The 24,906-nt window shown below is 42.2% G+C and carries 16 protein-coding genes and 2 tRNA genes; 7 read left to right on the forward strand and 11 right to left on the reverse strand.

Annotated features, from left to right (window positions below; translation table 11 throughout):
* The first annotated feature begins 1 nt into the window (after position 1).
* The 4 genes from JMX82_RS00350 to JMX82_RS00365 all read left to right on the forward strand — a co-directional run bounded on the left by JMX82_RS00350 (position 2) and on the right by JMX82_RS00365 (position 6,439).
* Entirely contained in the window at positions 2 to 874 is an 873-nt protein-coding gene (locus JMX82_RS00350) for a hypothetical protein (RefSeq protein ID WP_201538899.1), read from the forward strand.
* Positions 871 to 4,308 (forward strand): toxin VasX, encoded by a 3,438-nt coding sequence (locus tag JMX82_RS00355; protein ID WP_201538900.1) that lies wholly within the window; start codon positions 871 to 873, stop codon positions 4,306 to 4,308. The genes JMX82_RS00350 and JMX82_RS00355 overlap by 4 nt, the downstream gene beginning before the upstream one ends.
* A gap of 281 nt (positions 4,309 to 4,589) precedes the next feature.
* Complete coding sequence (locus JMX82_RS14405; RefSeq protein ID WP_320158771.1) at positions 4,590 to 5,408, forward strand: DUF6708 domain-containing protein; 819 nt, start codon at positions 4,590 to 4,592, stop codon at positions 5,406 to 5,408.
* A gap of 50 nt (positions 5,409 to 5,458) precedes the next feature.
* Positions 5,459 to 6,439 carry a hypothetical protein gene (locus tag JMX82_RS00365; RefSeq protein WP_201538902.1) on the forward strand — a complete coding sequence of 327 codons (981 nt, stop codon included), beginning with the start codon at positions 5,459 to 5,461 and terminating at the stop codon, positions 6,437 to 6,439.
* Between the two features lie 502 nt (positions 6,440 to 6,941).
* On the opposite strand, the gene JMX82_RS00370 is transcribed toward JMX82_RS00365, so the two are convergent.
* The 6 genes from JMX82_RS00370 to JMX82_RS00395 all read right to left on the reverse strand — a co-directional run bounded on the left by JMX82_RS00370 (position 6,942) and on the right by JMX82_RS00395 (position 13,729).
* Positions 6,942 to 7,028 (reverse strand) — tRNA-Leu (locus JMX82_RS00370).
* Positions 7,029 to 7,152: 124 nt separating this feature from the next.
* Positions 7,153 to 7,226 (reverse strand) — tRNA-Cys (locus JMX82_RS00375).
* Positions 7,227 to 7,625: 399 nt separating this feature from the next.
* Complete coding sequence (locus JMX82_RS00380) at positions 7,626 to 8,723, reverse strand: formate dehydrogenase accessory sulfurtransferase FdhD (protein WP_201538903.1); 1,098 nt, start codon at positions 8,721 to 8,723, stop codon at positions 7,626 to 7,628.
* Positions 8,724 to 8,808: 85 nt separating this feature from the next.
* Positions 8,809 to 11,181, reverse strand: a complete 2,373-nt coding sequence (locus JMX82_RS00385) for an FdhF/YdeP family oxidoreductase (RefSeq protein ID WP_201538904.1) — start codon at positions 11,179 to 11,181, stop codon at positions 8,809 to 8,811.
* Positions 11,182 to 11,384: 203 nt separating this feature from the next.
* Positions 11,385 to 12,353, reverse strand: coding sequence for a c-type cytochrome (locus tag JMX82_RS00390; RefSeq protein ID WP_201538905.1), 969 nt, complete (start codon positions 12,351 to 12,353; stop codon positions 11,385 to 11,387).
* The gene (locus JMX82_RS00395; protein WP_227676236.1) at positions 12,353 to 13,729 is read right to left on the reverse strand and encodes a cytochrome c; all 1,377 of its coding nucleotides are present in this window, start codon (positions 13,727 to 13,729) and stop codon (positions 12,353 to 12,355) included. Before JMX82_RS00395 ends, JMX82_RS00390 begins: the two co-directional genes overlap by 1 nt.
* Before the next feature lie 254 nt (positions 13,730 to 13,983).
* On the opposite strand from JMX82_RS00395, the gene JMX82_RS00400 reads away from it, so the two are divergent.
* The 3 genes from JMX82_RS00400 to JMX82_RS00410 all read left to right on the forward strand — a co-directional run bounded on the left by JMX82_RS00400 (position 13,984) and on the right by JMX82_RS00410 (position 17,574).
* Positions 13,984 to 16,089, forward strand: a complete 2,106-nt coding sequence (locus JMX82_RS00400; protein ID WP_201538907.1) for a PhnD/SsuA/transferrin family substrate-binding protein — start codon at positions 13,984 to 13,986, stop codon at positions 16,087 to 16,089.
* 36 nt (positions 16,090 to 16,125) lie between these two features.
* On the forward strand, positions 16,126 to 16,803 hold the full coding sequence (locus tag JMX82_RS00405) for a response regulator transcription factor (protein WP_201538908.1): 678 nt from the start codon (positions 16,126 to 16,128) through the stop codon (positions 16,801 to 16,803).
* A 93-nt stretch (positions 16,804 to 16,896) separates the two neighbouring features.
* The gene (locus JMX82_RS00410) at positions 16,897 to 17,574 is read left to right on the forward strand and encodes a hypothetical protein (RefSeq protein WP_201538909.1); all 678 of its coding nucleotides are present in this window, start codon (positions 16,897 to 16,899) and stop codon (positions 17,572 to 17,574) included.
* A gap of 120 nt (positions 17,575 to 17,694) precedes the next feature.
* Here the strand turns inward: JMX82_RS00410 and JMX82_RS00415 are convergent, their stop codons facing one another.
* From JMX82_RS00415 to metG, 5 genes are all read right to left on the reverse strand, one after another.
* Positions 17,695 to 18,489 (reverse strand): ABC transporter ATP-binding protein, encoded by a 795-nt coding sequence (locus JMX82_RS00415; RefSeq protein ID WP_045446787.1) that lies wholly within the window; start codon positions 18,487 to 18,489, stop codon positions 17,695 to 17,697.
* A 31-nt stretch (positions 18,490 to 18,520) separates the two neighbouring features.
* Positions 18,521 to 19,420, reverse strand: coding sequence for an ABC transporter permease (locus JMX82_RS00420; RefSeq protein ID WP_201538910.1), 900 nt, complete (start codon positions 19,418 to 19,420; stop codon positions 18,521 to 18,523).
* 430 nt (positions 19,421 to 19,850) lie between these two features.
* Positions 19,851 to 20,891 (reverse strand): ABC transporter substrate-binding protein, encoded by a 1,041-nt coding sequence (locus JMX82_RS00425; protein WP_109590281.1) that lies wholly within the window; start codon positions 20,889 to 20,891, stop codon positions 19,851 to 19,853.
* Positions 20,892 to 21,037: 146 nt separating this feature from the next.
* Positions 21,038 to 22,090: an ABC transporter substrate-binding protein gene (locus JMX82_RS00430; protein ID WP_060490786.1), complete on the reverse strand. Its 1,053-nt coding sequence runs from the start codon at positions 22,088 to 22,090 to the stop codon at positions 21,038 to 21,040.
* Positions 22,091 to 22,403: 313 nt separating this feature from the next.
* On the reverse strand, positions 22,404 to 24,515 hold the full coding sequence (gene metG, locus JMX82_RS00435; protein WP_201538911.1) for a methionine--tRNA ligase: 2,112 nt from the start codon (positions 24,513 to 24,515) through the stop codon (positions 22,404 to 22,406).
* Positions 24,516 to 24,906: the final 391 nt, after the last annotated feature.

Consider the following 24,906-nt stretch of genomic DNA (forward strand, 5'->3'; position numbering starts at 1 on the left):
TATGCTAATACCAAAAGTAGAGTTTCTCGATGATATTCAAGCGACTGACGATTATCAAAAGCAACTTAAGGCTTTATATCTAACAGTCTCTGACAATCAATATCAAACGCTGACAGTCCTTATTGATCTAAATATTTACGGTACAGCTGTCTTTGACTTATTAGACTGCGGCATAGATTTGCCATTTGAGCGCATCAAACGCATTCATCATAGCTTTAGCGATGATTTGGCACTTATTAAGATGTCACTTGATAGTAGTACAGGTCAACGGCTACTCGAGCAGCTACTGGCATTGGCACTATATGAAAACACCAATGATATATCTGGTTATCCGCATTCGCGTAGCGTCTGTCTATGGCTATTTGATCAACCAATCACAGAAACGCTTACACATAGTATATATCTGATAGGACAGGCATATGGAATAGGGACAAATAAGCGTCGCTATTTGCGCTATTGGGATCCTAGAGTGTTAGCGCTATTAACCTATATTTGGACAGCTGAACAAAAGCTACAAATATATCAACTGCGATTACCTCGTATTCATTATATAGATTTGAATAACACCTTTACGGAGATAGCGTTGCCGACACCCAATGAAGTATATCCGTCTAATACGGAAGTGGCGTTAAAGCAGCTCCAGCCTTTACCTTTTCGGTTCAGTCAGCAGCAGTGGCAGGTGCTCATACAGACAGAGTGGATAAATATGATACTGCGGCAGTTAAAGGGTCAAGTGGTAATTACCCATCGAGTTTATGAAATAATCATAAGCCAAGCTCTACTGATTGCTCAGCGTAAAATGTCGCAGCAGCAAGCCGTTAAGAATATCATTAAAGACTTAGAGCGAATGAAAGGTAAGGGGGTAGTGGCATGAGCAACGATTTAGGTTTTATAGATGGATTGACATCAAATAGTAAAAATAAAACTGAGCCTGTAGTATTAGAGCCTGACTATGAAATTCTTATTGAACCTGATTTGCTTGAAGTGGAATTAGAAACAATTACAGTAACAGCAACAGCAACATCTTGTCGTGATTACGAATGCGGAGCTACAGGTATACCGATTTTACCTGTAGTATTTAGTCAGCGCGACTATGGATTGAATTGTAATGATAAGCGTTATTTTAGAGATAGGTTATCTTCACATTTAGCTAAACATAATGCTATTACTAGCCTACCTACACAGACCTACCTTTATTGCTTCTATGACTTTGTTGGTCCTTATGGAGATGACGAAAAGTATATTTCAGAGATATTTACTGGTAAAGATGGTGCATTACGAAGAGTTAAAACTTATGAAGAAGATGATTTTGTAATAAAGGACAAAGAAGACGTTAATAAGATAGAGGTAACAAATATAGATGAGCCTGATAATGACAGCCTCGAGGAAATGGCACAGCCAGCTCTCTGCGATAGAAACTATCATAGTACGTTAGATAGTAAGTATCTCACCTTAGATCCAGGTGGAATAGTATGGCTTATGGGCAGTCATGCCAAGCTAAGTAAAGAAACATTAAAAAAATACTTTTATGATGAAGCACTGCGCGATAAGCGTATGCAAAAGTTCGTCGTTGATGACTTGACTGATAATAAAAATACTAGATATATGTCTAAATTTTTACCAGAACTGGATTATATGAATAGTTTTCATCAACGAAAGCGGTTAGAACAGGGCGGTGATATCGATGATAAAATTGCAATATATGAAAAAGATCGAAAAGAAGACATTCAAGGTGCTATACGTTCTGCTTTTCAGCTATACAAAAGTATGGAAAGAAGTATTTCGGAAAGAGTAGAGACGCTTCAAAAAAGTATTGACGATGGATATAGTGACGAATTGGGTAGAACTGAATTGAAGTTTTTAAAAAAAGCAAAACCCATGATGGTCGCCCTGCCTGATCCCGTAGGAGAGGTGGTAGCAGCAGCAGAAAAATGTAATTACCTAATTAGCCAGCTATCGGAAAATAGCAATCTGCGCAAAGTAGCAAACGCGCTGATTATAAAAAATCTTGAAGAATCGAGTATAAAAACAACCAAATACGAGGGTAAAGAGTGGTTTAATTGGGGTGATGATGACTATCTTGGTACTTTTTTAAACGATATATTTAAAGATACGGATCGCGATACACTTATATTCAAACATATCAATGAAAGTAATTACCGTTCTTATCTACGAACCTCTCAGCAAGTTATTGGAATAAAAAAGCAACTTCTTGAGGCACGGAAAAACTATATTTCTATCATTACGGATACGGAAAAACCGTTAAATTTTCAGTACATTTTAGAAAATGATTTTGATATCAATCTTATCCATGACGAAGAAACGGCTAGAGGTTTTGAGGCTATAGTTGCTGGTTGTATTACTAGTTGTGGAATTGATGATAGTAACCTTGGACTACCGCAAAGTATTCTTGATTCCTTTGCAAAGTCTGCATCAAAAGGTAATGATATCGCTGATGAAGAATTTCAGAAAGTATTATTACCTCAGCTTAGTCAAAGCACTGAAATAAATCAAAACTGGTTACTTAAAGCGCTTGGTGGATTAGATAAAGACTTAGTCCAAAAACTTTATGATTTTAGTAAACAAGATAGAGGGACGGAAGCTGCGGGTGCAGGTATTGACTATCTTGGCGAGAAGATTAGCGTTAGTGAACTTGAGAGCATAAAAGTCAACAGTGAACGCAGCGCTGCTGCTAATAAGAATGCTCTAGTTAAAACTCTAAGCCAAAACTTAATTAAACTGTATCATCATGATCCAAAAGCTTTTAAAAATTTACATCTTACCCTACAAGCAAGTATTTATGGTCATACTGGCATCAAGATTGTACCGAGGCGAGTTATCGCTAGTATGGATACGATGTCAGCCTTTGCCAATTATGCTATGGATATGACTGTACCAAAAACACTAAAAGACGCTATCAATGCTAGAGCACGTAAAATCAAATCAGGAGCGATCAATAAGTATGAAGGTATGTCAGGCAATACAGTCACGCGGTTACCTAACATTGATACTCCTGCTCAAGCGCAGATTTATATACTCAATCATATTGATGAAGCGAAGCGAAGCAATAAGAGTGTTAGCTCTCTTGAACCTCTTAACAATGGAAAACCTATCAACCTTGATGCTTTAGATGCAGAGCAGCTAGCAGCTGAGGCAAGGCAGTGGCGTGGTAAAAGCGCAAATGTCGCTGCTGGTGGCTTCTCTATCTTTATAACCTTCTTTCAATTAAAGTCAGTCGTTGCAATCCTACCATTTCTCTCAAAACTCAGATATGCAGGTGATAAATTATTATTAACTCAAACACAACTAGGCACAGTAAGTACCAGTCTAGCCATTGTGACAGCTAGTATGGATACCACAGCAGCAGGGGCAAGTATAATAGGCAGAACCAGCTTTGCCAGCAAATTAATATATGGGGCAGGATGGGTTGGTGTAGTTGGGGCGGTATTGGAAGTAGGAAGCTTGACTATTTATGGTTATCGTAAGTTTAATGATGGTAACATTCCATCTGGTTTATTAACCATTGGATCAGGCGTATCTGTATCTGCTTCGGCCGCAGCGGGATTAATTTATGGTTATGCAGCAGTTAGTACGTCATCAGCTGGAACAGCTGCTATTCCCGGTGCCGTATTATTATCTATTATGATGATAGGATTATCTCTAAGCTATAGCTTTCAGCGTCTAGCTTACAAGTATGATGATAAACAAAACGTACTTATTGAATATTGGCTAGACAACAGCGTGTTCGGTAATCAAGCTATGCGAGGACAAGACTATTATCTAATAAATCCGTTCCAGTCAAAGCCCGCTTTTAATAGCTTAGCAGAGGATATTAGCGGTTTTATTACCGCTTGTTCAGGCTTTTTTGCAAGAAGTGCGTTAAGTAAAAACCACGGTAGAACAAATGGGATATTAGGAGGTGCTGTTGCTGGCATACATGGTATCAAATTTAACAGCCAAGTCGTGATGGGTCAGTTTATTGACAGTAGTGAGTTGCATATTTCTATTGAGCTAGTTACGAAAGATGGCAAGGTTTTGAGCAATTTATTCAATATGTCATTATCATCTGCTAATGGCTCACTACAACCTACTGGAAATGGCGCATATTTTGATCACAGTAAAGTTGTTATAGAAAGCAAAGATAGCGGTACTGTGGTCACTGTCAAAGATATCTATATCAAAGACAGCGTCTATAGTGCAGATAGCATTCAAAAGGGCAGAGTAATCATTAAGTATATCGCTGATGCCACTCAAAACCCTATCTATCCACTCTATGACTTTGCTTACATGGATAATAACAAATACTGAGCCAGTGACTACACAATATATTTAAGTTGAGTTCTATTATGTTCCTACCACTTCCACCTAAGCCCCCAGTGTTCAAAATAATCAGTCGCCCCTATGAAGGTAAGATATCCAGCTTTAAAGAAAAAAATGACAGTATTGATAGACTAAGTAATCTTATTCATGAGGTCAACCCAGATTATTTACTGTTTCATCCAGTGATTAATTCTATTCAAAATGTATGGCTTTTAGCTTCTTATGGGTCATTATGGTTGTTTGGTCAGTTCTTCTTTTTAATATATGCTATGTTCAATGCAATAATAAAAGAAGGAGTACCAATTTATTATTTCTACGCAACTATATGTCTTATTTTCATTTTCATTACTTTTTTTACTGCCCCTTTCCTAACACTTAAGCAGCTGGTTATTAAAAAATCTCGATACAATAAAGTCTTATTACTAAAAAAAACCCAACAAATTGCTTACTACGAACACAATCGAAAGCAAGAACCTATCTTTCATCTGATTAATTATAAAGATATTACAGCCTCTGTCAGACGTAATGAAGGCTTAATATTTGAAGTTCTCAATCTTCATGTTATTGATGAGTCAACAGGGGAGTTGATACATTCTATTAGCTTTGAAGATATGCGACTCAACTCCTACGATCAATGGGCATTCATCCGCACCTACATGGAGCGTCCAGCAGAAGAGCTGCCTTTAAACACAGAATACGCTCAAGCGTGCCCAACGGACATGAGTCAGTCATTATTTGCCTGTGCTGATATCGCTCAAACCTCCAAAGAGTTTTATGATAAGAATCCTACTCATGAGTTTCGTCTCGCTGATTGGATTATTAGGTGCTGCACTATCAGCTACTTAGACCTTGCCGAGGGTAATATCTATCAATCAAGCGCCAATCCTGCTTTGCATCCTGAAGTGCAGCGACGGCTCATGTGGGATGGCATAAACAATCCGTATAACATCTTGCCTGTCACCGCAGAGCGCCAAGCCGCCTTTGCAAACCAAAATCAAGCCGTTAAGCGGAAATGGTATTCAGGCATTGCTGTGAATGCAACGTGGTTTATCGGTTCGATACTGTATGTGATGCTGGTGATTGCTTAGATAAAAACTTATCAGCTAACATCAATTAAACAGTATGAGTACCGCTAAAAATGAACAACTACATTATAAGACCGCAAGAGATTTACTTATTAGAACGCTATAGTTCACCCGCTTACTTTAAAGAGATGCGCGATGCCTTTGCGAATATGCTAGAAGCTGCTGAATATGCATTGGAGCTATTTGTCAATGATTTACCCTTTGATTACCGTACGCGTCCTATCAATAGACAACCTGATATCGTTTGGGGCGAGCGGGTATTGCCAAACCTACGTAGCACTTTAGACAACCTTAACGTCGGTTATCAAGAGCTGTTAAAAGGGGATCTAGCAGCAATAGGCTATGGCGGTAATGTAAAAAGTGATTTTCGGGCTATCAGCATGGATTACGATATCGACTGGATGCCAGAGCAGCAACAGCTGAATTATGAGAAATGGGAAAGAGAGGCAAGCTTACGCGCTTTTAACATGGGAATAACCAGTTATTTTGGTTGGTGTTTATACGACTTAATAGAAAATTATAGCATTGAATCAAGAGGAGCGCTTAATGCGCCTGAATCATGGCCTATCTATAGTCTCAATCAAAAATATAGCGTTAAGGTAGATGAGGTCGTCCCTGTCGCTGGCATTTATGTACCAAATCGAGCAGATGCCAGTGCTCAAGTGCTATTAGATGGCATGTTAGCGAATGAAGCTAATGTCGGTTATGACCCTGATACGACACATGCTGTCGGTAGAGCTCCTGTTACTTGGATGCTCGTTGAGCGTATCGCGGATAGTGGTGGTGGCAGTAGTAGTGTAGTATCGGAATCTTCACGTTGTGAGGCAGATCATCCTTGTCCGCAGACAGGATATTGGTGGTCACCTGCCAGTCAGGAGTTGCAGCATTTTCAAGCAGAAGACATCATGCCAGACATGACTAAAGGAAGGTGGGAAACCATTTGGTATTTTAACGCAACCAACCCGATGACTATTCAACCTACCACGAGTTATATAAAAAGGAAAAGAGCCAGGCGACCTAAAGCTTATAAATGACACAATGGAAATGCGTATTCAAATAACTATGTTAAATATACTTTTTTTACTACAGTCATCGTCGATATATCGATTCTGCTGTTTGTTAAACAAAACTGTGGAGCCACTATCTATGAGCAATTATTAAAGGCTATCTTTATGCAGGCACTGCGTTTATTTATGCTCACGGATTCCAAATTAATGCTTGCGCTGGCTAGTGTCACCAATAGGCCGTTAAGTACTATGAAAGTGGCTGCTTTTTTTATCATGTTAGGGTCGTTCTATCTATTTTTTATTACGACACAAGGTTTGCCTTTTCAGAATGGGATAATAGGATGTGGCTAACTATTGATTATATACAATTGATATAGCTTATTACCCTAAACGTGAGAAGGACGTTTAACAGTAAAGCTAGCAGTTCATTACTAGTAAATTGTCTAAATAGTGGAAAAAATTTAGTTTAATAAGAGAAAGTGCACAATAAGAAAAAGGCTTCCAATTGCTTGGAAGCCTTTTAATATAATGGTACCCGGAGCCGGACTTGAACCGGCACGCTATTACTAGCGAGGGATTTTAAATCCCTTGTGTCTACCAATTTCACCACCCGGGCAAAACTTGTATTATCTAAAAGTAAGCTTTCTACTTATTAGATAGTGGTCGCTATTATAAGCATTTATATTAATAAAGCAAGCTAAAATTAATATAAATCCTAATAAAATTTTAACCTAAATAATTGGAGGCTGAGGTCGGAATCGAACCGGCGTTAACGGAGTTGCAGTCCGCTGCATGACCACTCTGCCACCCAGCCAATCAAGGACGCCTATATTAGCAAATATAATTTAAATTACAAGTTATTTTTTCGCTAAATGCGAATTATCTACTCAATTCTCCTTATTTGACTATAAATTAATGGCTATTCAAAGTATTAACAGGTCAAATTAAGCCATTATCAAGCATAAAAATCAGGGATGGTTCGTCAAAAAACATCATAATTATCGAATATAATGTGCGAAATAATATCTTCATTATTTCGTTGTGTGTTTGATAAAACGAGATAGGGAATAGATAGTGTTTTAGAAAAGCTTCGATTGAGCTAAAAAGGAGACAATTTATTATCGAAAAATCAGGGTTGTATGTCTGTCATTAAAACGCTGCAAATGAGAGTTTATGAATGAGTGCGCTTCATGAGAGAGTCGAGCATAAAACTTTATAGGTCTGAATAATTCGAATAGTAAGTGACTCTGTTATCACGCAAAAAACCCGCTAATCCTAAGCCATAACGCTCAGCGACACGCACTGCCGTACTGGTAGGTGCAGACATACCGACTAGCCAAGGGATGCGCCCACGAATGGATTTTTGTATCAGTTCAATCGATAGGCGCGAGGTCATAAGGACGCAGCTAATCTCTATTTTATTGCGCAGTTGCCAACCGATCAGCTTATCAAGCGCATTATGGCGCCCTACATCTTCGAATAGGTATAGCTGCTGATTATACATCGTAGCAGCGGCGTGTACGGCACCGGTCAATTGGTGCGTATGCTGCATCGCATCGACCTGCTGGCGTATTGCTAATAGACAGTCAAGACTTGGTGTATCTGCCTTTTGTCTGTTTTGACGATAGATACTCAAGTCAGGCAGTGCTTGTGTTAGCCCTGTGATGCCGCACATACCACAACCTGTACGCCCTGCTAGCTGACGTTTTTGCGCTTGGATACGCTGATGGCAACGCTGGTTTAGTACTAGCTCCACCACATAAATGTCATAATCTTGCAGTGACGATAAGCTTTGTTCAAATGCTGCAGATTCTAAACTTTCATCCGGAGCATCTCTTATAAATCGTTCCTTTATAAATGAGTCTTGCGTGAATTGTTGATAATTTCCAATATCATTCAGTTGGGTAACTTCCCAATCAAGCAGCTCATGGCTATGTTGAATTAAGCCTTCGCTAAACAAAAATCCGACGGCTAAATACTCTAGCTCCTGAGGGCTTGCCATCAATACCGCATAGTGAATACCATTGATAACGATAGCAACCGCAGCTTCCACTGCCAAGCTCGCTGATTGGCAGTCGATACTGATTTGCTGCATATGGGTCTGTGCAATATTAATCTTAGCAACACGGGTCTCAATAATGTTGTTAGGGTTATATTTATCTGTCGGATAATGATGCTTTTGCGCCCAATGATTACGTGCAAGCGGCGTTGCAGATGACTTTAGAGTTTCTGATGTCTTATTTGTTAGGGTTTTTACCGAAAAATTATCGCTATATTTTGCGTCAGTTTCAGTATCACTTTGGGCAATCATAATACCTCGTTATATCGTATGGTCATTACCAAAGTTATCATCTCCTTTAAATATATGCATCATTCAGTGATTCGCCCGTTGCTGACTATGCATGATCGGTCGTACCAGTATTTGCCTCAACGCGTTGCAAAACAACGGTCGTCGATTTATACGCTGGTATGTGAGAGTCTGGTGCATGCGTGTCTAAATCAAATAAATCATTACATTCAGGATAATAAGTTGCGACAGCGTTAGCGGCGATATCCATCTCAGTCAATACTAACGGCCCTAGCGCGCGTGGCTGAACGGTACCGTCTGTGTTATTTGAACCATTTGAGATGGCATGACGGGATATGATTACTCGGTCACCTGCTTGCCAACCCAAACGAGTCATCTCATCTGGGTGCATAAACAACACATCACGGCGATTGGTTTGGCGATAGCGATCTTCAAATCCGAAAATCATGGTATTAAATTGGTCATGGCTACGGACACTGGTCAATTGCCAAATTTTTTGTTCATTGTTTGGCGCATTATTAGTCTTATCATTGGGTTTTTTGTCATGATGAAAGGCTAAGGAGGTCTCTGCCATTTGTGCTGCGACGTAGGTGATAGGGTATTGTGGTACTTCAAATTGCGCTTTGCCACTATCAGTATTCCATACACGATGACGCGCAGAATGGTACAAATGAAAGCCACGCTCTGTTGCGCGAATACGCTGATTAAAGTCTTCAAAACCGTCAATCGCTTGGGCGATATAATCACGAACGATGTCAAAGTCTTCACTCATTGCTTGCCAAGGAATGGACGAATCAGCACCAAGCACGTGAGTGGCGATATCTGCCACAATTTGTGCTTCAGACTTTAACGTACCGCTGACAGGTTTCAGGTTGCCTCGAGTGGGTACAATCTGACACATGGAATCTTCGATAGTGGCAAATTGCTCACCTTTGGCAGTAATAATACGTTCGGTACGACCTAAGCAAGGCAAAATAAGATTGTTCGCGCCCGGATACAGCATAGTTTCATTAAGTTTAGTACCGACAAAAATATTGAGCTGAGTGGTGGTTAAAGCGTGTTGAATCGCACTGGTATCAGGTGCTGCCACGGCATAATTACCGCCCATACTCATAAATACTTTTAGCTTACCGGCAATCAATGCTTTCGCACCAGAGACCACATCAAAGCCATTTTCTTGTGGCATCGGACGTTCAAACACACGCTCAAGGCTGTCGAGTAGCTTTTGTGCAGGGCGCTCATGGATGCCCATGGTGCGGTCGCCCTGTACGTTAGAGTGACCACGAACGGGAGACGCGCCTGCGCCATCAATACCAATCATCCCCATCAATAATAATAGGTTGGTAATCATCGCTACATTGTCATCGCCTTGGACGTGCTGAGTGATGCCCATGCCCCAGGTGCAAATGGTCGCAGGACTCGCCGCTACCAGTTTTGCTATATTAATGATTTCCTCTTTACTGATACCAGACCCGCATTCTACATCCGGCCATGATTGTTGGCGCAGCCATGCGTCGAGTGCCTCATATCCTGAGGTATGCTCATCCATAAAGCTTTGATTGATTTTATTGTTTTTAGTCAGCCACTTAGCGATACCTGTTAATAGTGCTGCATCGCCGCCGATCTGAATTTGAATGACCTCATCGACCATCTCATCACTTTGACCAGCTGCCATATGCGTGGGCTTTTGCGGATTTCTAAATTTACGTAAGCCTTGTTCGCGCATAGGGTTGATTGAGAAGATCCGACAGCCTTGCTCGTGAGCATGGGCAAGCATTTCAAGCATGCGTGGATGATTGGTCGCAGGATTTTGTCCAAACATCAATATCAGCTTGGCTTGCTCAAAGTCTTCTAGTTTCACAGTCGCTTTGCCAATACCCAACTGTCTACCGAGCATTACCGACGTTGGTTCGTGACACATATTGGAGCAATCGGGTAAATTATTGGTGCCAAAACAGCGCACAAACAGCTGATACATAAAGGCGGGCTCGTTGGTCACACGGCCTGAGGTATAAAATAGCGCCTCATCTGGCGAATCAAGCTGTCCTAATTGCTCAGCGATACATGTATAAGCGGCTTCCCAAGAGATTGGTAAGTAGCGGTCTTGCGCGGCATCATAATATACAGGCTCTGATAAACGACCACTATGCTCAAGCTCATAGCCCGACCAGCCTTGTAGTTCGGTGACGCTATGTCGCGCAAAAAACTGCGCATCGGCTTTTTTAGTCATGGTCTCACTAGCGATGACTTTGATGCCGTTTTCACAGACATCAATGGCTTTATGTGACTTATGATCTGGCCAAGCGCAGCCCGGACAGTCGAATCCGCCTTTAGGTTGATTGCTTTTTAGCACACTTACGCTACCCCGTAAAAAAGTCTGATAATCCATCAGCTTACGAGTAGAGGAAATCAGCGCAGGCCAACCGGCAGCAGGGTGGGAGTAGACAGGAATTTTGCGCATGACAGACCTCATAGTAAATGGCGGTAGCGGACTTTGATATACAGCAACTATATAGTGACGAGCGAGAAGTTTGTAGAAGCATTAACTATAGGTAACAAAAAAACCTTTAAGAAAAATGTATTTCCTTAAAGGTTTATCGTGTCTATGCTCACTCACAAGCGAGCATAGAATGATGTCTTCATAAATGCCATCTTCTTAATATATCAGTAACGCGCGTCTTTAGGTTTCTTACCATTTGGCCAATCATTGACTTTACCAGCAAAGTCAGGGCGCGGCTGATGAGTAAAGAAGTGCGCCACATCGACGGCATCTTGATCGCTCAGCACATTTCCGTGACCCCATAAGCCTTTGGTCTGAATACCCATCGGCATGTTGTATTTTACAAAGGCCGCCGCCTTGTAAGTACGTGCCATACCAGCACCGATGTTAAAGGATTCATCGCCCCATAGTGGCGGGAACACGATATCGCCGCGACTGTCTTTGATGCCTTCGCCATTATCACCATGACAAGTTGCACATTGAGCTTTATAAATTTGTTCGCCGCGGACAGGATCTGGGATTAGTGATTCATCCACTTTACCTGCATTTTGGATATCGACTTTTTGCTCTTTTGGGGTATTTTGCGATAGCCACTTCATATAAGCCAACATTGCCAGCATTTCAGGGGATTCAGGTTTCAACGGTTTGCCATTCATTGAGCGCTGGAAGCAGCCATTAATACGTTTGGTTAAATCGACTTCCTTACCAGATCGTGGCATCACGCGCGGATAGAAGTTATAACTATTGATGTACGGGTCGCCAAGTGGAATTTTACCTTGTGAGATATGGCAGCTGTTACAGTTCATTTGCGCGCCCACATGCTCTGGCAGTAAGCGCTTGGTTTCGTTTAATAAGCGCTTACCATAAAATATCTCATCAGCATTTGGTTCATCCAAGATAGCCGTATCTTGCGGCAGCACATAAGTGCCGATATCTTCGTTGGCATCATTAGCAGTGACTAAGCCGTACTCAGGCGCATTCTGCTCGATAGGCTCGGGCTGAGAGCAACCACTACTGATAGCGGCGATACTAAGCGCTGAAGCAGTAAGGATAGCAGTGGTTAAGTTGCTTATATTAATTTTTTGAGAGATAACGCTAGCAATAGTAGGCAAGTTGAGTGGAGATCTTTTCATTATTCTGCTCCTTTTGTTTGCGCATCAATACTTAAGTCTGGGGCAATATCCGTACTGGTTTTTGGTTTTTTGGCGAGGAAAGCCCGCATTTTTACCACATCATCGACATCGATTTCAGGCGCTTGGTTGGTCCAGCTATTACGGACATAATTGACCACTTCTGCCACATCTGCATCGCTAAGATTGCTGAATTCAGGCATAGTAAACGCCATACGGTCATGTGGAGTTTCAGGCATACGACCACCGCTTAAGGTAATCTGTAGTACCGAATCGGCATTGTTAGAATAAACCGCACTATTGCCATCAAGCGCTGGGAAAATACGCGCGACTCCTTTACCATCGACACGGTGACAAATTTGGCAATATTCGGCGTACAAAATCGAACCGCGTGAATCATAGTCGCCATCTAGTAATTTTTGCGTAGTGATGTCTTTTTTCGCAGGCAGTGTGGCTTCTTTGTTTGGTGCTGGCGTTAACGTTTTAAGATAGGATGACATGGCGTTGATGTCGTAGTCGGTCATATACTGGGTGCTATGCTCAACCACTTCGGCCATGGCACCAAAGGCAGCAGTGGTATCAGTACGACCAGTTTTGAAGAAGTCATTTAATTCTGAGACCGTCCAAGTACCAAGTCCGCGATGCTCACCGCGGATACTTTTAGCGCGCCAACCATCGATGATGGCACCGCTCAAATACTTGTTAGAATCTGCATTACTTAGAGCGATTTCTTGAAAGCCGATACCGCGTCCAGTATGACAAGAGCCGCAGTGCCCAGGACCTTCGACTAAGTATTGACCACGAGTCAATAGGGCATCGTCTGTTTCAGGGACAAAGTCACGCTTGCGATCAAATAAGACCTGCCAGTATGCCAAGGGCCAGCGCCAGTTTGCTATCGGAGGTAGCTCGCTTTTTAGATTGGCTTGCTTGACGGCTTTGACATCGGACATAAAAAAGGCGTACATCGCGGCTAAGTCTTCGTCTGGCATGAGCTGGTAAGAGGGGTACGGCATAGCAGGGTATAAGGCTTTATTATCACTGCGTACCCCATGCTTAACGGCGTTCTTAAAGTCGTCGAAACTATAGTTGCCGATGCCAGTTTCTTGATCGGGTGTGATATTGGTCGAATAAATTGCCCCAAGTGGCGTTAGCATAGGCAGACCGCCTGCATAAGTCTCGCCATCGAGCGTGGTATGACACGCGACACAGTCAGCAGTGTGCGCGATATATTCGCCCTGCTTGATGAGAGCAGGATCAGTGATATTGACCTCGATATCGCTACTGCTGGTGCGCATATTTGGCAGTAATTGCCCAATAATAAAGGCAACCACCAGCCCGATGACGGCTGCTATTATTATAATCAGTGGCCATTTTTTCATAAGCCCGCCCTCCATAAGATATTTTTACTAAGCTTATAATTCATCACCCATATTTCATGAGGTGTATTAATCATTCTTATTGAAATCAAAATTGAAATCGAATATTTGTGATTTAAGCTCAGCGAATTAAAAGTTACACGACTGTCATATAGTATAGGGTAGCGGGTAATATTGTGATATTGTGGAAAACCACATTATAATTAAGGTTTTTACTTATAATGTACGTTTGGTAGGTCAAATATAAGGCTAGGTGTATGCATAAAAAGTCTAAAATTTGGACTATCTTAAAGGCTTGTTTTATTACCGTTGTTGCATCGGCTGCTTGGTTGATGCTATCTAATGCCACCGCCCAGACCTACTATTTGGGTGTGCTGGCACCGCAAGGCGAAACAGCCGCACAAAATCGCTGGCAGCCGTGGCTTGACGAGCTTAATGATCAGTTATCAGATGACACCGTGATATTGGTACCTTTGGCGCTGGAGAATTGGCAACAGCAAATAGAAGCACAGCAGTTTGCGCTAGTGCTTGGCCCGCAAGTACAGTTTATAAAAATGAATACCATCAGGTGGCGCTGGCTGGCTACCTTACAAACAGAGACGGCTCAATTAAATAGCAATGCGCAAAACGCTCGTGATAAAAGTTCTCGTGATAAAATTTTTAGCAATCAAGGATTTGATGCTGAGGGTGTTAATGGGCAACAATCGCAAAATCAGCTATCGACGACAGTCACCCTCGTCAATGAATTTAATAAGCTAAATGAATATACGCCATTAAAACAGCCGAGTGCGATGGAAGAGGTCGCCAGTGCTTTATGGGTCGCTGCCGACAGTGATATTTATCGTTTGCAGGATTTAGAGCAACGTCATATTGCTGCCGTCGACACTGACGCATTTGGCGGTTATTTATTGGGCGCGCATTTATTACAGCAAAATGGCATCACGCCAAATCACTATCAAACACAGTTTGTCGGTTATCCGATAGAGCGCACTTTGCATGCCTTGGCTCGCGGCAAGGTAGACGCTGCCATTACACCGCTTTGTTTGATGGAAGAGATGGCAAGGCGCGGTCAAATCAATGACAAGCAATACCGTCTCATTCATCCAGTCGCCACTGTATCCAGCTGCCACTCTTCAACGAAAATATACCCAAATTGGACATTGGCAGCGACCGAGCAAGCGCCAGATGCTTTGGTGCGCCAGATCAATCAAAATCTATTTGGCAAGAGTCAATTAGAGCAGCGCTGGTTGCCAGCAGAATCAAGTAGCGATGCTGAGCGCATTCTTTATGAGATGAATCGTCATCCCGCCCAAAAGCAGCTGAGCGCGCATATGATCGACTGGATAAAGGCGCATCGATTATGGATGGCTGTGATTATTTTGGTTATCCTGATATCGACAGTAAATTATGCTTGGATGAGCTGGCTGGCATGGCGGCGGCAAAAAAAGATAGTGCGGCAAAATAGGCTAATCCGTGATTATGATCAGCAGTTACACCAATCAGAGCGCTTTGCGGTCATCGGTGAGATGAGCGGTGCTATCGCTCATGAAATAAATCAGCCGCTGGCAACCATTCAAAATTATGCGCAAGGGTTATTGATACGCAGTCAACATACAAGTTTGTCTAAAAATGCTATCGACATAGCGCCACTTGATAATGCGGCAACAGAGAATGCTCTACAGCAGATTGTCAATGAAACAGAACGTGTCGCTGCTGTAGTGACTAATATTCGCCGCTGGGCTGGACGGTCGCAAGCGAAGGAAACTCGTGTCGATATCGCAGCTATCTATCAACAGTGCATTTTATTATTGGGTGAGCAAGCAGTAGGTGTCAATTTTTGGCTGGCAAGTGATTATCAGCATTTAACCTTGCCAAATTTGCTATTAGATCAATTACTGATAAATAGCATGACCAATGCTGCGCAGCAAGGGGCGACCAATATCATGCTCCGCTGTCAGGCAGAGGAACATGATGGCAAGCAATGGCTGGTATTGCATCTAAGCGATGATGCTGGCGGCTTTGATCAAGCCCAGCTTAAAGCACAGCACCTACCAGAGAACCTACCCAGTCAGTATGCTACTCAATCAACGAAAGCAGGCGGTCTAGGATTAGGACTGATGATATGTCAGCGCTTATGCAAGTCGCTGGGCGGTATGATGCAGCTAAATAATATTGATGCCGCACGTGAAATTGAGCAATTTTACCAAGTAATGAGCAGCGAGCAGCACCGCTTTAAACGTAGCTTAAATGGTAAGATTCAGCTGCTACAAATCAATGTTAACTATCAGCTGTCAAACATGGTGGGCGCACAAATATCTTTTTATCTGCCATTATCTTTAGCGAATAACGACGAAAAACTCTAATGAATATCAATAATGTATTTAGCCATAAGGTCACATATGACGTCTAATCAACTCTCAAATGAGCCTACGTGCTGGCAAGATGAAAACAGTCATCTGTCTGACGATTTATCAGGCATTACGCCAGAATCGCTTATTATTCATATCATTGATGACGAAGAAAGTGTGCGCATGTCCTGTGATTTTTTGATTAGCAGCTTAGGGCTATCGACCAAAGTGTGGGCAAGTGCGCTGACGTTTTTGCAACAAGTTAATATTTGTCGTCCAGCAGTGATTGTGAGTGATTTGATGATGCCAGAGATGAGTGGTCAAGCGCTACAAGTGCATCTTAGTCAACAGGACAGCCCTATGGCATTGATAGCGCTAACGGGAAATGGCGAGATTGCTGATGCTGTCAATATGCTGAAGCAAGGTGCGGCTGATTATCTGGAAAAACCGATTAATAGCCGCCGGCTACAAGAAGCGCTTGCATGTGCGCAAAACCTCACTCTAAAACGCGCCACGCTTTATGATATTAAAAAGCTCTATGCGCAGCTGACCGATAAAGAAAAGCAGGTTGCCAATGAATTGTTAGAAGGTAATTTGAATAAAAATATCGCTGATCATTTAGACGTTTCCGTCCGTACGGTAGAGGTGCATCGTTCACAAGTGATGAAAAAAATGCAGTCACAACATGTCAGTGAGTTGATTCAAAAGTTGGTTATGCTTGGGATTTAGTTGTATGCACGTGAGTAGACATAGATAGTTTACCTACACAAGCTATATTATCGGTTCACTAAATATACTTTAAAAAGATAAAAGGAATAATTTGTGTCATATTTTCAAAGCGATGTTGCTGAAACTGTTCACCAGTTCTCAGTTAAACACTGTCCTGATGATAGATATGCTTCATTTGATTATTGTTATGGATACTTCAAAAAAACCTCTTCACAGCAATTACGAGAAGATATGGAAAAAAGCTGTCTAGTTTTAGGTTTTTACCTAGCAAGCTGGGGCATGATGAGAGGTTCAAGCTTCCTATTAGGTCATAGCATTAAATACTTTGAACCTTTGATCGAATATATAGCCGAACAAGATAAATCTATTTGGGATATTGATGTCGATAATTACAATGAACAGAATATGGATATCATTTTAGAGATATATAAACAATGCAAAGAGCGACTGATTCATGGTAACAATGCCCACTTAACACTGATTACCAAAATTTTACTGGGTGTTTTTGGTTTTGTACCTGCTTTTGATAGGTATTTTAAAGATGCTTTTAGCTCTATCTCTACCAGTAAATGTGGGTATTCAGTGTGCAATAAAAATGCTTTAAGAAATATCCATCAGTTTTATTTAGATAACCAATATGAAGTTGATAGCCTAGCGGATAAATTGAAAATACTGGATTTTACAACTGGTGAGTCATCAGGGTTGAGATACCCTAAGGCAAAAGTAATAGATATGTATGGTTTTACCAAAGGTCTTAATATGAGCAAATAACTCAAAAATAATATTTTATGATTTTGGCTATAGAGATTAGCTAGAAAACATATCTTATCGAAAAAATGCCCATGCTTACATTAAGCGTGGGCGTTTTTTGACTCATTCTACCTTTGTAAACTAGCTCAATATCAAGCTATCATCTTCGACTTTTTCACCGCGAGTTTGCTCAAACATATCAAGTAAGTCATGTACAGTCATGCCTTGACGTTTATCGCCAGCCACATCTAATACCACTTGTCCTTGATGTAACATCACCGTTCTGGTGCCATGCGCTAATGCCTGCTGCATTGAGTGCGTGACCATCATCGTTGTAAGCTGATTGTCCGTTACAATTTTATCGGTCAATTCTAAAACGAAAGCAGCAGTCTTAGGGTCGAGGGCAGCAGTGTGCTCATCAAGCAATAAAATTTTGGAGGGCTGTAATGACGCCATCAATAGGCTAACAGCTTGACGTTGACCACCGGATAACAGGCCCATACGGTCGGTTAAACGATTTTCTAGACCCAGTTTTAATACTGACAGTTTCTCGCGAAATAAGTCACGGTTATTTTGATTGAGCGCAAAGCTTAAACCACGTTTGCCGCCGCGCTTATAGGCAAGCGCCATGTTTTCTTCGATGGTTAGCGCCTCACAAGTTCCCGCCATCGGGTCTTGGAAGACACGAGCCACCCAATGAGCGCGTTGGTGCGCGGTTTTTTTGGTGACATCGATGCCATTTAATAAGATTGAACCGCTATCGACGCGCGTGGTGCCACTGACCGCATTTAAAAAGGTCGATTTACCCGCGCCATTGGTACCGATAACAGTCACAAACTCGCCATCAGCGATATTCAGATTGATACCGCGTAGGGCAGGGTTTTCAATGGGCGTTCCAGGATTAAAGGTCAACCGCAAATCTGTAGCTTGCATCATAATAATTATTCCTTATGGTTGCACATTGACATTAAGCCCGAACTTTACGACTTAAAAATTTATTTTTAGCTTTGGGCAATACCAAGGCCAATACCACGAGCAGCGCTGTAATCAAGTTTAAATCCTGCGGACCAAAACCAATACTACGTAGCGTATCGCTCGATAGGGCAACCTGAATAAACAGCTTGTACAATACCGCACCGACAACCACAGCAAAGGTAATCAGCCAAATACGCTTGGCAGGAATGATGGTTTCACCAATGATGACCGCTGCTAAACCGATGACAATGGTACCAATACCAATCGAGATATCTGCGCCACCTTGAGTCTGCACAAACAATGCACCTGCTAGAGCAATCAAACCGTTAGAAATCGCCATACCAATGATGGTCATCCATGAGGTGTTAATGCCTTGCGCCTGTGCCATTCGGAGGTTGGAACCCGTCGCCCGCATCGAAAGACCCGTTTCGGTACTATAGAACCAGTTTAAAAATAACATGGCAGCTATCACCACGACACCAATAATTAGACAGCGCATCCAATAACCGTTGCCATCCGTGACCAAGGTGCTAAAGACCGTGGTTTCACCCAATAATGGCAAGTTCGGTGCACCCATAATCCGTAAATTGATAGAATATAGTGCGACCATTACCAAGATACTGGCAAGTAGTTGCAGGATGCCAAGTTTGACGTGTAGCCATGCCGTAACAATACCAGCAACGGAACCTGCCAACATACCGAAAGCACAGGCAAGCCATGGGTTGACACCAGCTATGATAGAAATACCAGCGACAGCGCCACCTAGTGGAAAACTACCGTCAGCGGTCAAGTCGGGGAAGTCGAGGGTGCGAAATGAGATCAGCACACCAAGTGCTACTAGGCCATAAATCAGACCGCTTTCAAGTGCACCAAAAAAAGCAATTAAAGACATAAGAGATCAGTAAGTCATAACCAAGCGTTTAGCCACTAACGTTCTAATATCGATTCATAGAATGAGTGCGTGAGATAGATCAGCGCTGTCTCATCTATACGTCAATTTTAGCTAAACGACTAAGCGGTGAATTTAACAGATTAAACAATCTGCGGTTAGGGTAAACCAAAACATGTCACGATCAACAGCTATCATAAGCTACCTAGGTTCAAAGCTTTGATTAAAAAAAGGGCAAATTTAGAAATGACGCAAATACTTTATATTTAATCAATGTGGTTTAAATAAGAAGCCCAGCCTACTGATTCATAGCTGGGTTTCTGATGTTAAACATTTAGCCTCATCGCATAACGGTAGATGAAGGCTGACACCAAATCCATCAAACTCGGTATCTACCTTATGATAGCTGTAATGAGCTAGCTATAAAAGTGCGTTATTCTACCACTTCTTTTGCTTTATCGATAACCGCTTGTGACAAAGTAATGCCTTCTTCTTTGGCATGCTTTGGACTAACGTATAGATCCAACATTTGCGGGGTGTAGACAGGAATAGCGCCTGCTTTTTCACCATTTAAAATACGTACCACGATTTTGCCTGTTTCGCGACCGAGCTCGTAGTAATTCACGCCCAATGCAGCAACGGCACCACGCTCAACTGAGCTAGTGTCAGACGCAATCAGTGGAATTTTGCTCTCTTTGGCGACTTGATATAGTGATTCGTAAGCCGATACGACGTTATTATCGGTTGAGGTATAGATCATATCGACCTTACCTTCGAGGCTACGTGCTGCCATCGCAATATCAGTACTACGCTGGGCAGGCGCTTCGAGTACATTGATACCTAGTGGTGTCAGTTTTTCTTTTAAGTTTTTCAATATAATCGTTGAGTTGACTTCGCCTGGGCTATAAACGTAGCCGACATTTTTTAGACTAGGAATGATTTGACGCATCAGCTCAATTTGTGGCTCATAAGGCAGGGCATCAGAGCCGCCAGTGACATTGGTGCCAGAGCCATCTAGTTTTGTCACTAGTTTGGCGGCAACTGGGTCAGTAACTGCTGAGAATACTAAAGGGATACTGCTCGTAGCAGCAGCTACTGACTGCGCTGATGGAGTACCAATCGCAACGATAACGTCTGAATTATCTGCGACGAATTGCTTAGCAATCTGTCCAGCAGTGGCAGTGTTACCCTGTGCGCTTTGGAAATTAACCGTTAAGTTTTCACCATCCTTAAAGCCTGCTTCATTAAGCTCGTCGATAACGCCCTTACGGACGTCATCAAGCGCTGGATGTTCGACGATAGCCGTAATAGCGACGGTCTTCATCGCTGTGGCTGCATCGCCAGTAGCAGCTGTATCAGTGGTGCTGGTATCTTGTGCTGATTGATTACAGCCAGTTAAGATGGCCGTACAAACACCACCTAATAATAGTGCTTTACTAAAGTTAAAATGACCAAAACGATTTTGATACAACATGGGTCTCACTCCTGAAAATAATAATGTGTCCGTACATTATTTAATTTATAGATAAAAGGTATAGATGGATAAAGGGTAAAGCAGTTATCTGTATAGAAGGCTAAATGTTATTTTTCAGTGCTACTTGTCAAAACTATTTATCCGTATTATTTATCCGCACTCTGCGCTTGTTTGTCGACATTAATGGCATTTTTTAGCAGCTCATCAGTCAGACTGACGCCTTGCTCAGCCGCATGTTTCGGGCTTGCATATAAGGTTAAAGTATTCATCACTTCAGGCTTAATACTGCTAACTGCTTCGCCATTTAACACACGATACACCATTTTGCCTGTGGTACGACCAAAGTCATAATCATTGACACCAAGCGCCGCAGTCGCACCACGTCGCACACTGAACTCGTCCGAGGCAATGACAGGAATATCAAGCTCGTTGGCAGCACCTGCCATCGCTTCAAAGGCGGATACCACATTGTTATCTAGTGAGGTATAAATCACATCAACACGACCAGCAAGGCTACGAGTCGCCATCGCCACATCCGTTGGGCGATTGGCGGTGACGTCTAATATCTTAAGCCCACGCGCAGGCGCAGCTTTTTTAAGTTGATTGAGTACCACCACCGAATTGACTTCACCTGGACTATAAACATAGCCAATGGTTTTTGCATTAGGCGCAATTTTTTGAATATTGTCTAGTTGCGGCTCGATAGGTAGCTCACTAGACAGTCCTGTCACATTAGATTGGATAGGCGTATTGTTCTCGTTAATGAGCTTTGCCGCGACAGGGTCTGAGATAGCCGTATAAATAACTGGAACCGTCTTAGTTGACGCAACGATAGACTGAGCTGATGGCGTCGAGATTGCCACGATGGCATCTGGATTGTCTCCTGCAAACTGCTTAGCAATCTGACCTGCTGTCGCTGTATTGCCCTGAGCACTTTGAAAATTAATGGTTAGATTTTGGCCTTCAACATAGCCATTATCTGCCAACTCATCAATAATGCCGCGGCGCATCGCATCTAATGAAGGATGTTCGACGATTTGAGTGATGGCTAATGTCTTGGCAGGCTTATCAGAATCTGCGGCGGCACTTGTATCTGTCGTTGCAGCAGTGTCGGTCGTGTTTGAGCAGCCAATTAATCCAAGCGCGGCGCTCATAGCAGCACCGAATAGGCTGAAGCGTAAAGTAGTAGCAAAGGTCATTTTATTGGGGCTCATAGGTTAGAGAGTGCAGGTTACCCGAGTCAATGTTATGTGCATGCTGAGATAACGGGCTAACATCAAAGTAATCAATCCATTGATCATTACGTCCATATTATGACAGTAATGTAACTTATGGCAATAAGAAATTAAAACGCGTTTGTCATTACTTCTATAAAGAACGTGCTGAGTTAATATTCATCGATATTATCTTCTATATAAGCACTGATTTTGGCGATTGACCAGCGATAGTTTTGGGACAATAAAAAAGATGCCCAGCTGGACATCTTTTTTGTTTGTTGAGTAAGCCTAACTATTAAGCAAGCACATCGCCAACGACACAGCCATCAGGTAATGTCACGACCGTTAAGCCTGTCTTTGGATTGCCAGTCGATAGCACCATACCTTCTGATACACCAAACTTCATCTTACGTGGGGCAAGATTGGTCACGCAAATAACCTTTTTACCTTGTAGTTGCTCAGGCTCATAAAACTTACGAATGCCGCTAAACACATTGCGGGGTTTGTCTTCGCCAACGTCCAAGGTGAATTGTAAAAGCTTATCTGCGCCTTCGACATGATTGCAGGCTAAAACGTGAGCGACTTTCATCTCAACTTTGGCAAAGTCTTCGATACCGATATGGTCAGTTTGCTCAGTATTTGTCTCAGTATTTATATCAGTACCAGCTTCTTTTGCTGGCTTATTATCTTTTTTAGCAACGGCTTTGCTAGCCACTGGAGCAGCAGCTTGAGCCAAAGACTCTTTTGATGCCTCAACCATCGCGGCAACGTCTTTTTCTTCGATACGCTGCATTAAAGGCTTGAACTTATTGATTTTATGACCCAATAGCCACTCATTACGGCTGGCAAAGCTTAAGTCGTCAATGTTCAAAAACTCTTTGGCATTGGCGGTTAGCTCAGGCAATACTGGTGCAAGATAAACCATTAATTGACGGAAGATATTAATCGCGACCGAGCAAACATCTTGAACTTCTTGCTCTGCGCCTTCTACCTTAGCAAGCGCCCATGGTTTTTTCTCATCGATATATTCATTGGCTTTATCAGCACATTGCATAATCAAACGCATGGCGCGAGAAAACTCACGGTTCTCATAAGCGGCAGCAATCTCATCACCCGTTTTGGTAATATCTTCTAATAAACTTGGCTCAGCGCAGACTTCTGTGAGCATGCCATCGTACTTTTTGACCAAGAATCCAGCGCTGCGGCTAGCGATATTGACCACTTTACCAACCAAGTCAGAGTTAACCTTTTGCATGAAATCTTCTAAATCAAGGTTGATATCCTCGACTTTATCAGACAGTTTACTAGCAAAATAATAACGCAAGTATTCAGGATGTAAGTGATCAGCATACGTTTCGGCTTTAATAAAAGTACCGCGTGACTTACTCATTTTTTCGCCATTGACCATCAAGAAGCCATGAGCAAAAACACCCGTTGGTGTACGGAACTCACTACCAGCAAGCATAGCAGGCCAAAATAGCGCATGGAAATAAACGATGTCTTTACCGATGAAGTGATACACCTCGGTTTTATGCTCGTTTTCTTGCATCCAATAACGGTCGAAATCAAGCGCCTCGTCTGTACCTGCGCGCTTATCGCAGAGGTTTTTGAAGCTCGCCATGTAACCCACTGGCGCATCTAGCCAAACATAAAAATATTTGTCTGGCTCATCGCTTGGGGTATCTGGAATCTGAAAACCAAAGTAGGGTGCATCACGGGAAATGTCCCACGTTGCCAGACCTGCTTCAAACCATTCTTGTAGCTTATTGGCGACCGATGTTTGCAATCGATTGTCACTACGCGTCCAATCTTTTAAGAATTGCTCAAATTCAGGCAAATTGAAGAAGTAATGCTTGGACGTTTTCAGAATAGGCGTGGCATCTGATAATGTTGAATGCGGGTCTTTAAGATCCGTTGCATCATAGGTGGTACCGCAAACTTCACAGTTATCGCCGTATTGGTCTGCCGCTGCGCATTCAGGGCAAGTACCCTTGACAAAACGATCGGCTAAAAACAACTGTTTTTCAGGGTCAAATAGTTGTTCGACATCTTTTGTACTAATATGCCCAGCATCATTCAAGCGACGATAAATCAGCTCAGAGAAATGCTTGTTTTCTTCTGAGTGCGTGGAGTGATAATTGTCAAAGTTAATCAAAAATTTAGCAAAATCTGCTTCATGCGACGCTTTCACCGAGGCAATTTGTTCCTCTGGCGTGACGCCATTGGCTTCTGCTTTGAGCATGATTGCCGTACCGTGTGCATCGTCTGCGCAGACATAAGTGACCTGATGGCCTTGCGCTTTCATGGCACGTGCCCAAATGTCGGTCTGAATATATTCTACAAGATGCCCCAAATGGATATAGCCATTGGCGTAGGGCAGCGCACTGGTTACTAGAATCTCACGCACTTTTATCACCTATATTTTTATATAAACGGGTTGGTTATCAAACGTCTTAAGCGGTTTTGAGCTATTAGACGCGATACTATTAATATCAAACTATCAATGCTAAAACGTATTAAGCAAATAAAAATTTAAAAAAGTGTGCCTATGATACCGTAATTCAGCCAAATTTGTGACATTACCTGAGTAATTAATATAGTCGCTAATAAAGCGATTAACTCTATACGGTATATAGAGTGTCAATCAATTATGAGAGATAAATAGTCGGTTGTATTTAGAGGTAGTAATGAGAAAGCGTCCATAAAAAACCCACCAAGCAATCGCTTAGTGGGCTCTTCGGTATCAAGCAATAATCATTAAATTTAATTATCTTTAAGGTTTAATAAATGCCTCATTT

Origin of the sequence: Psychrobacter sp. 1044, assembly GCF_904846525.1 — a bacterium.
Classification (GTDB): domain Bacteria; phylum Pseudomonadota; class Gammaproteobacteria; order Pseudomonadales; family Moraxellaceae; genus Psychrobacter.

Bases quoted from the DNA above. Each gene is read 5' to 3' on its own strand.
- JMX82_RS00415 (WP_045446787.1), bottom strand. From the start codon at position 18,489: ATGATGCAAGCTACAGATTTGCGGTTGACCTTTAATCCTGGAACGCCC.
- JMX82_RS00425 (WP_109590281.1), bottom strand. From the start codon at position 20,891: ATGTTGTATCAAAATCGTTTTGGTCATTTTAACTTTAGTAAAGCACTA.
- JMX82_RS00430 (WP_060490786.1), bottom strand. From the start codon at position 22,090: ATGACCTTTGCTACTACTTTACGCTTCAGCCTATTCGGTGCTGCTATG.
- JMX82_RS00395 (WP_227676236.1), bottom strand. From the start codon at position 13,729: ATGAAAAAATGGCCACTGATTATAATAATAGCAGCCGTCATCGGGCTG.
- JMX82_RS00405 (WP_201538908.1), top strand. From the start codon at position 16,126: ATGACGTCTAATCAACTCTCAAATGAGCCTACGTGCTGGCAAGATGAA.
- JMX82_RS00350 (WP_201538899.1), top strand. From the start codon at position 2: ATGCTAATACCAAAAGTAGAGTTTCTCGATGATATTCAAGCGACTGAC.
- JMX82_RS00355 (WP_201538900.1), top strand. From the start codon at position 871: ATGAGCAACGATTTAGGTTTTATAGATGGATTGACATCAAATAGTAAA.
- JMX82_RS00385 (WP_201538904.1), bottom strand. From the start codon at position 11,181: ATGCGCAAAATTCCTGTCTACTCCCACCCTGCTGCCGGTTGGCCTGCG.
- JMX82_RS00400 (WP_201538907.1), top strand. From the start codon at position 13,984: ATGCATAAAAAGTCTAAAATTTGGACTATCTTAAAGGCTTGTTTTATT.
- JMX82_RS00380 (WP_201538903.1), bottom strand. From the start codon at position 8,723: ATGATTGCCCAAAGTGATACTGAAACTGACGCAAAATATAGCGATAAT.
- JMX82_RS00390 (WP_201538905.1), bottom strand. From the start codon at position 12,353: ATGAAAAGATCTCCACTCAACTTGCCTACTATTGCTAGCGTTATCTCT.
- JMX82_RS00365 (WP_201538902.1), top strand. From the start codon at position 5,459: ATGAACAACTACATTATAAGACCGCAAGAGATTTACTTATTAGAACGC.
- JMX82_RS00420 (WP_201538910.1), bottom strand. From the start codon at position 19,420: ATGTCTTTAATTGCTTTTTTTGGTGCACTTGAAAGCGGTCTGATTTAT.
- JMX82_RS14405 (WP_320158771.1), top strand. From the start codon at position 4,590: ATGTTCAATGCAATAATAAAAGAAGGAGTACCAATTTATTATTTCTAC.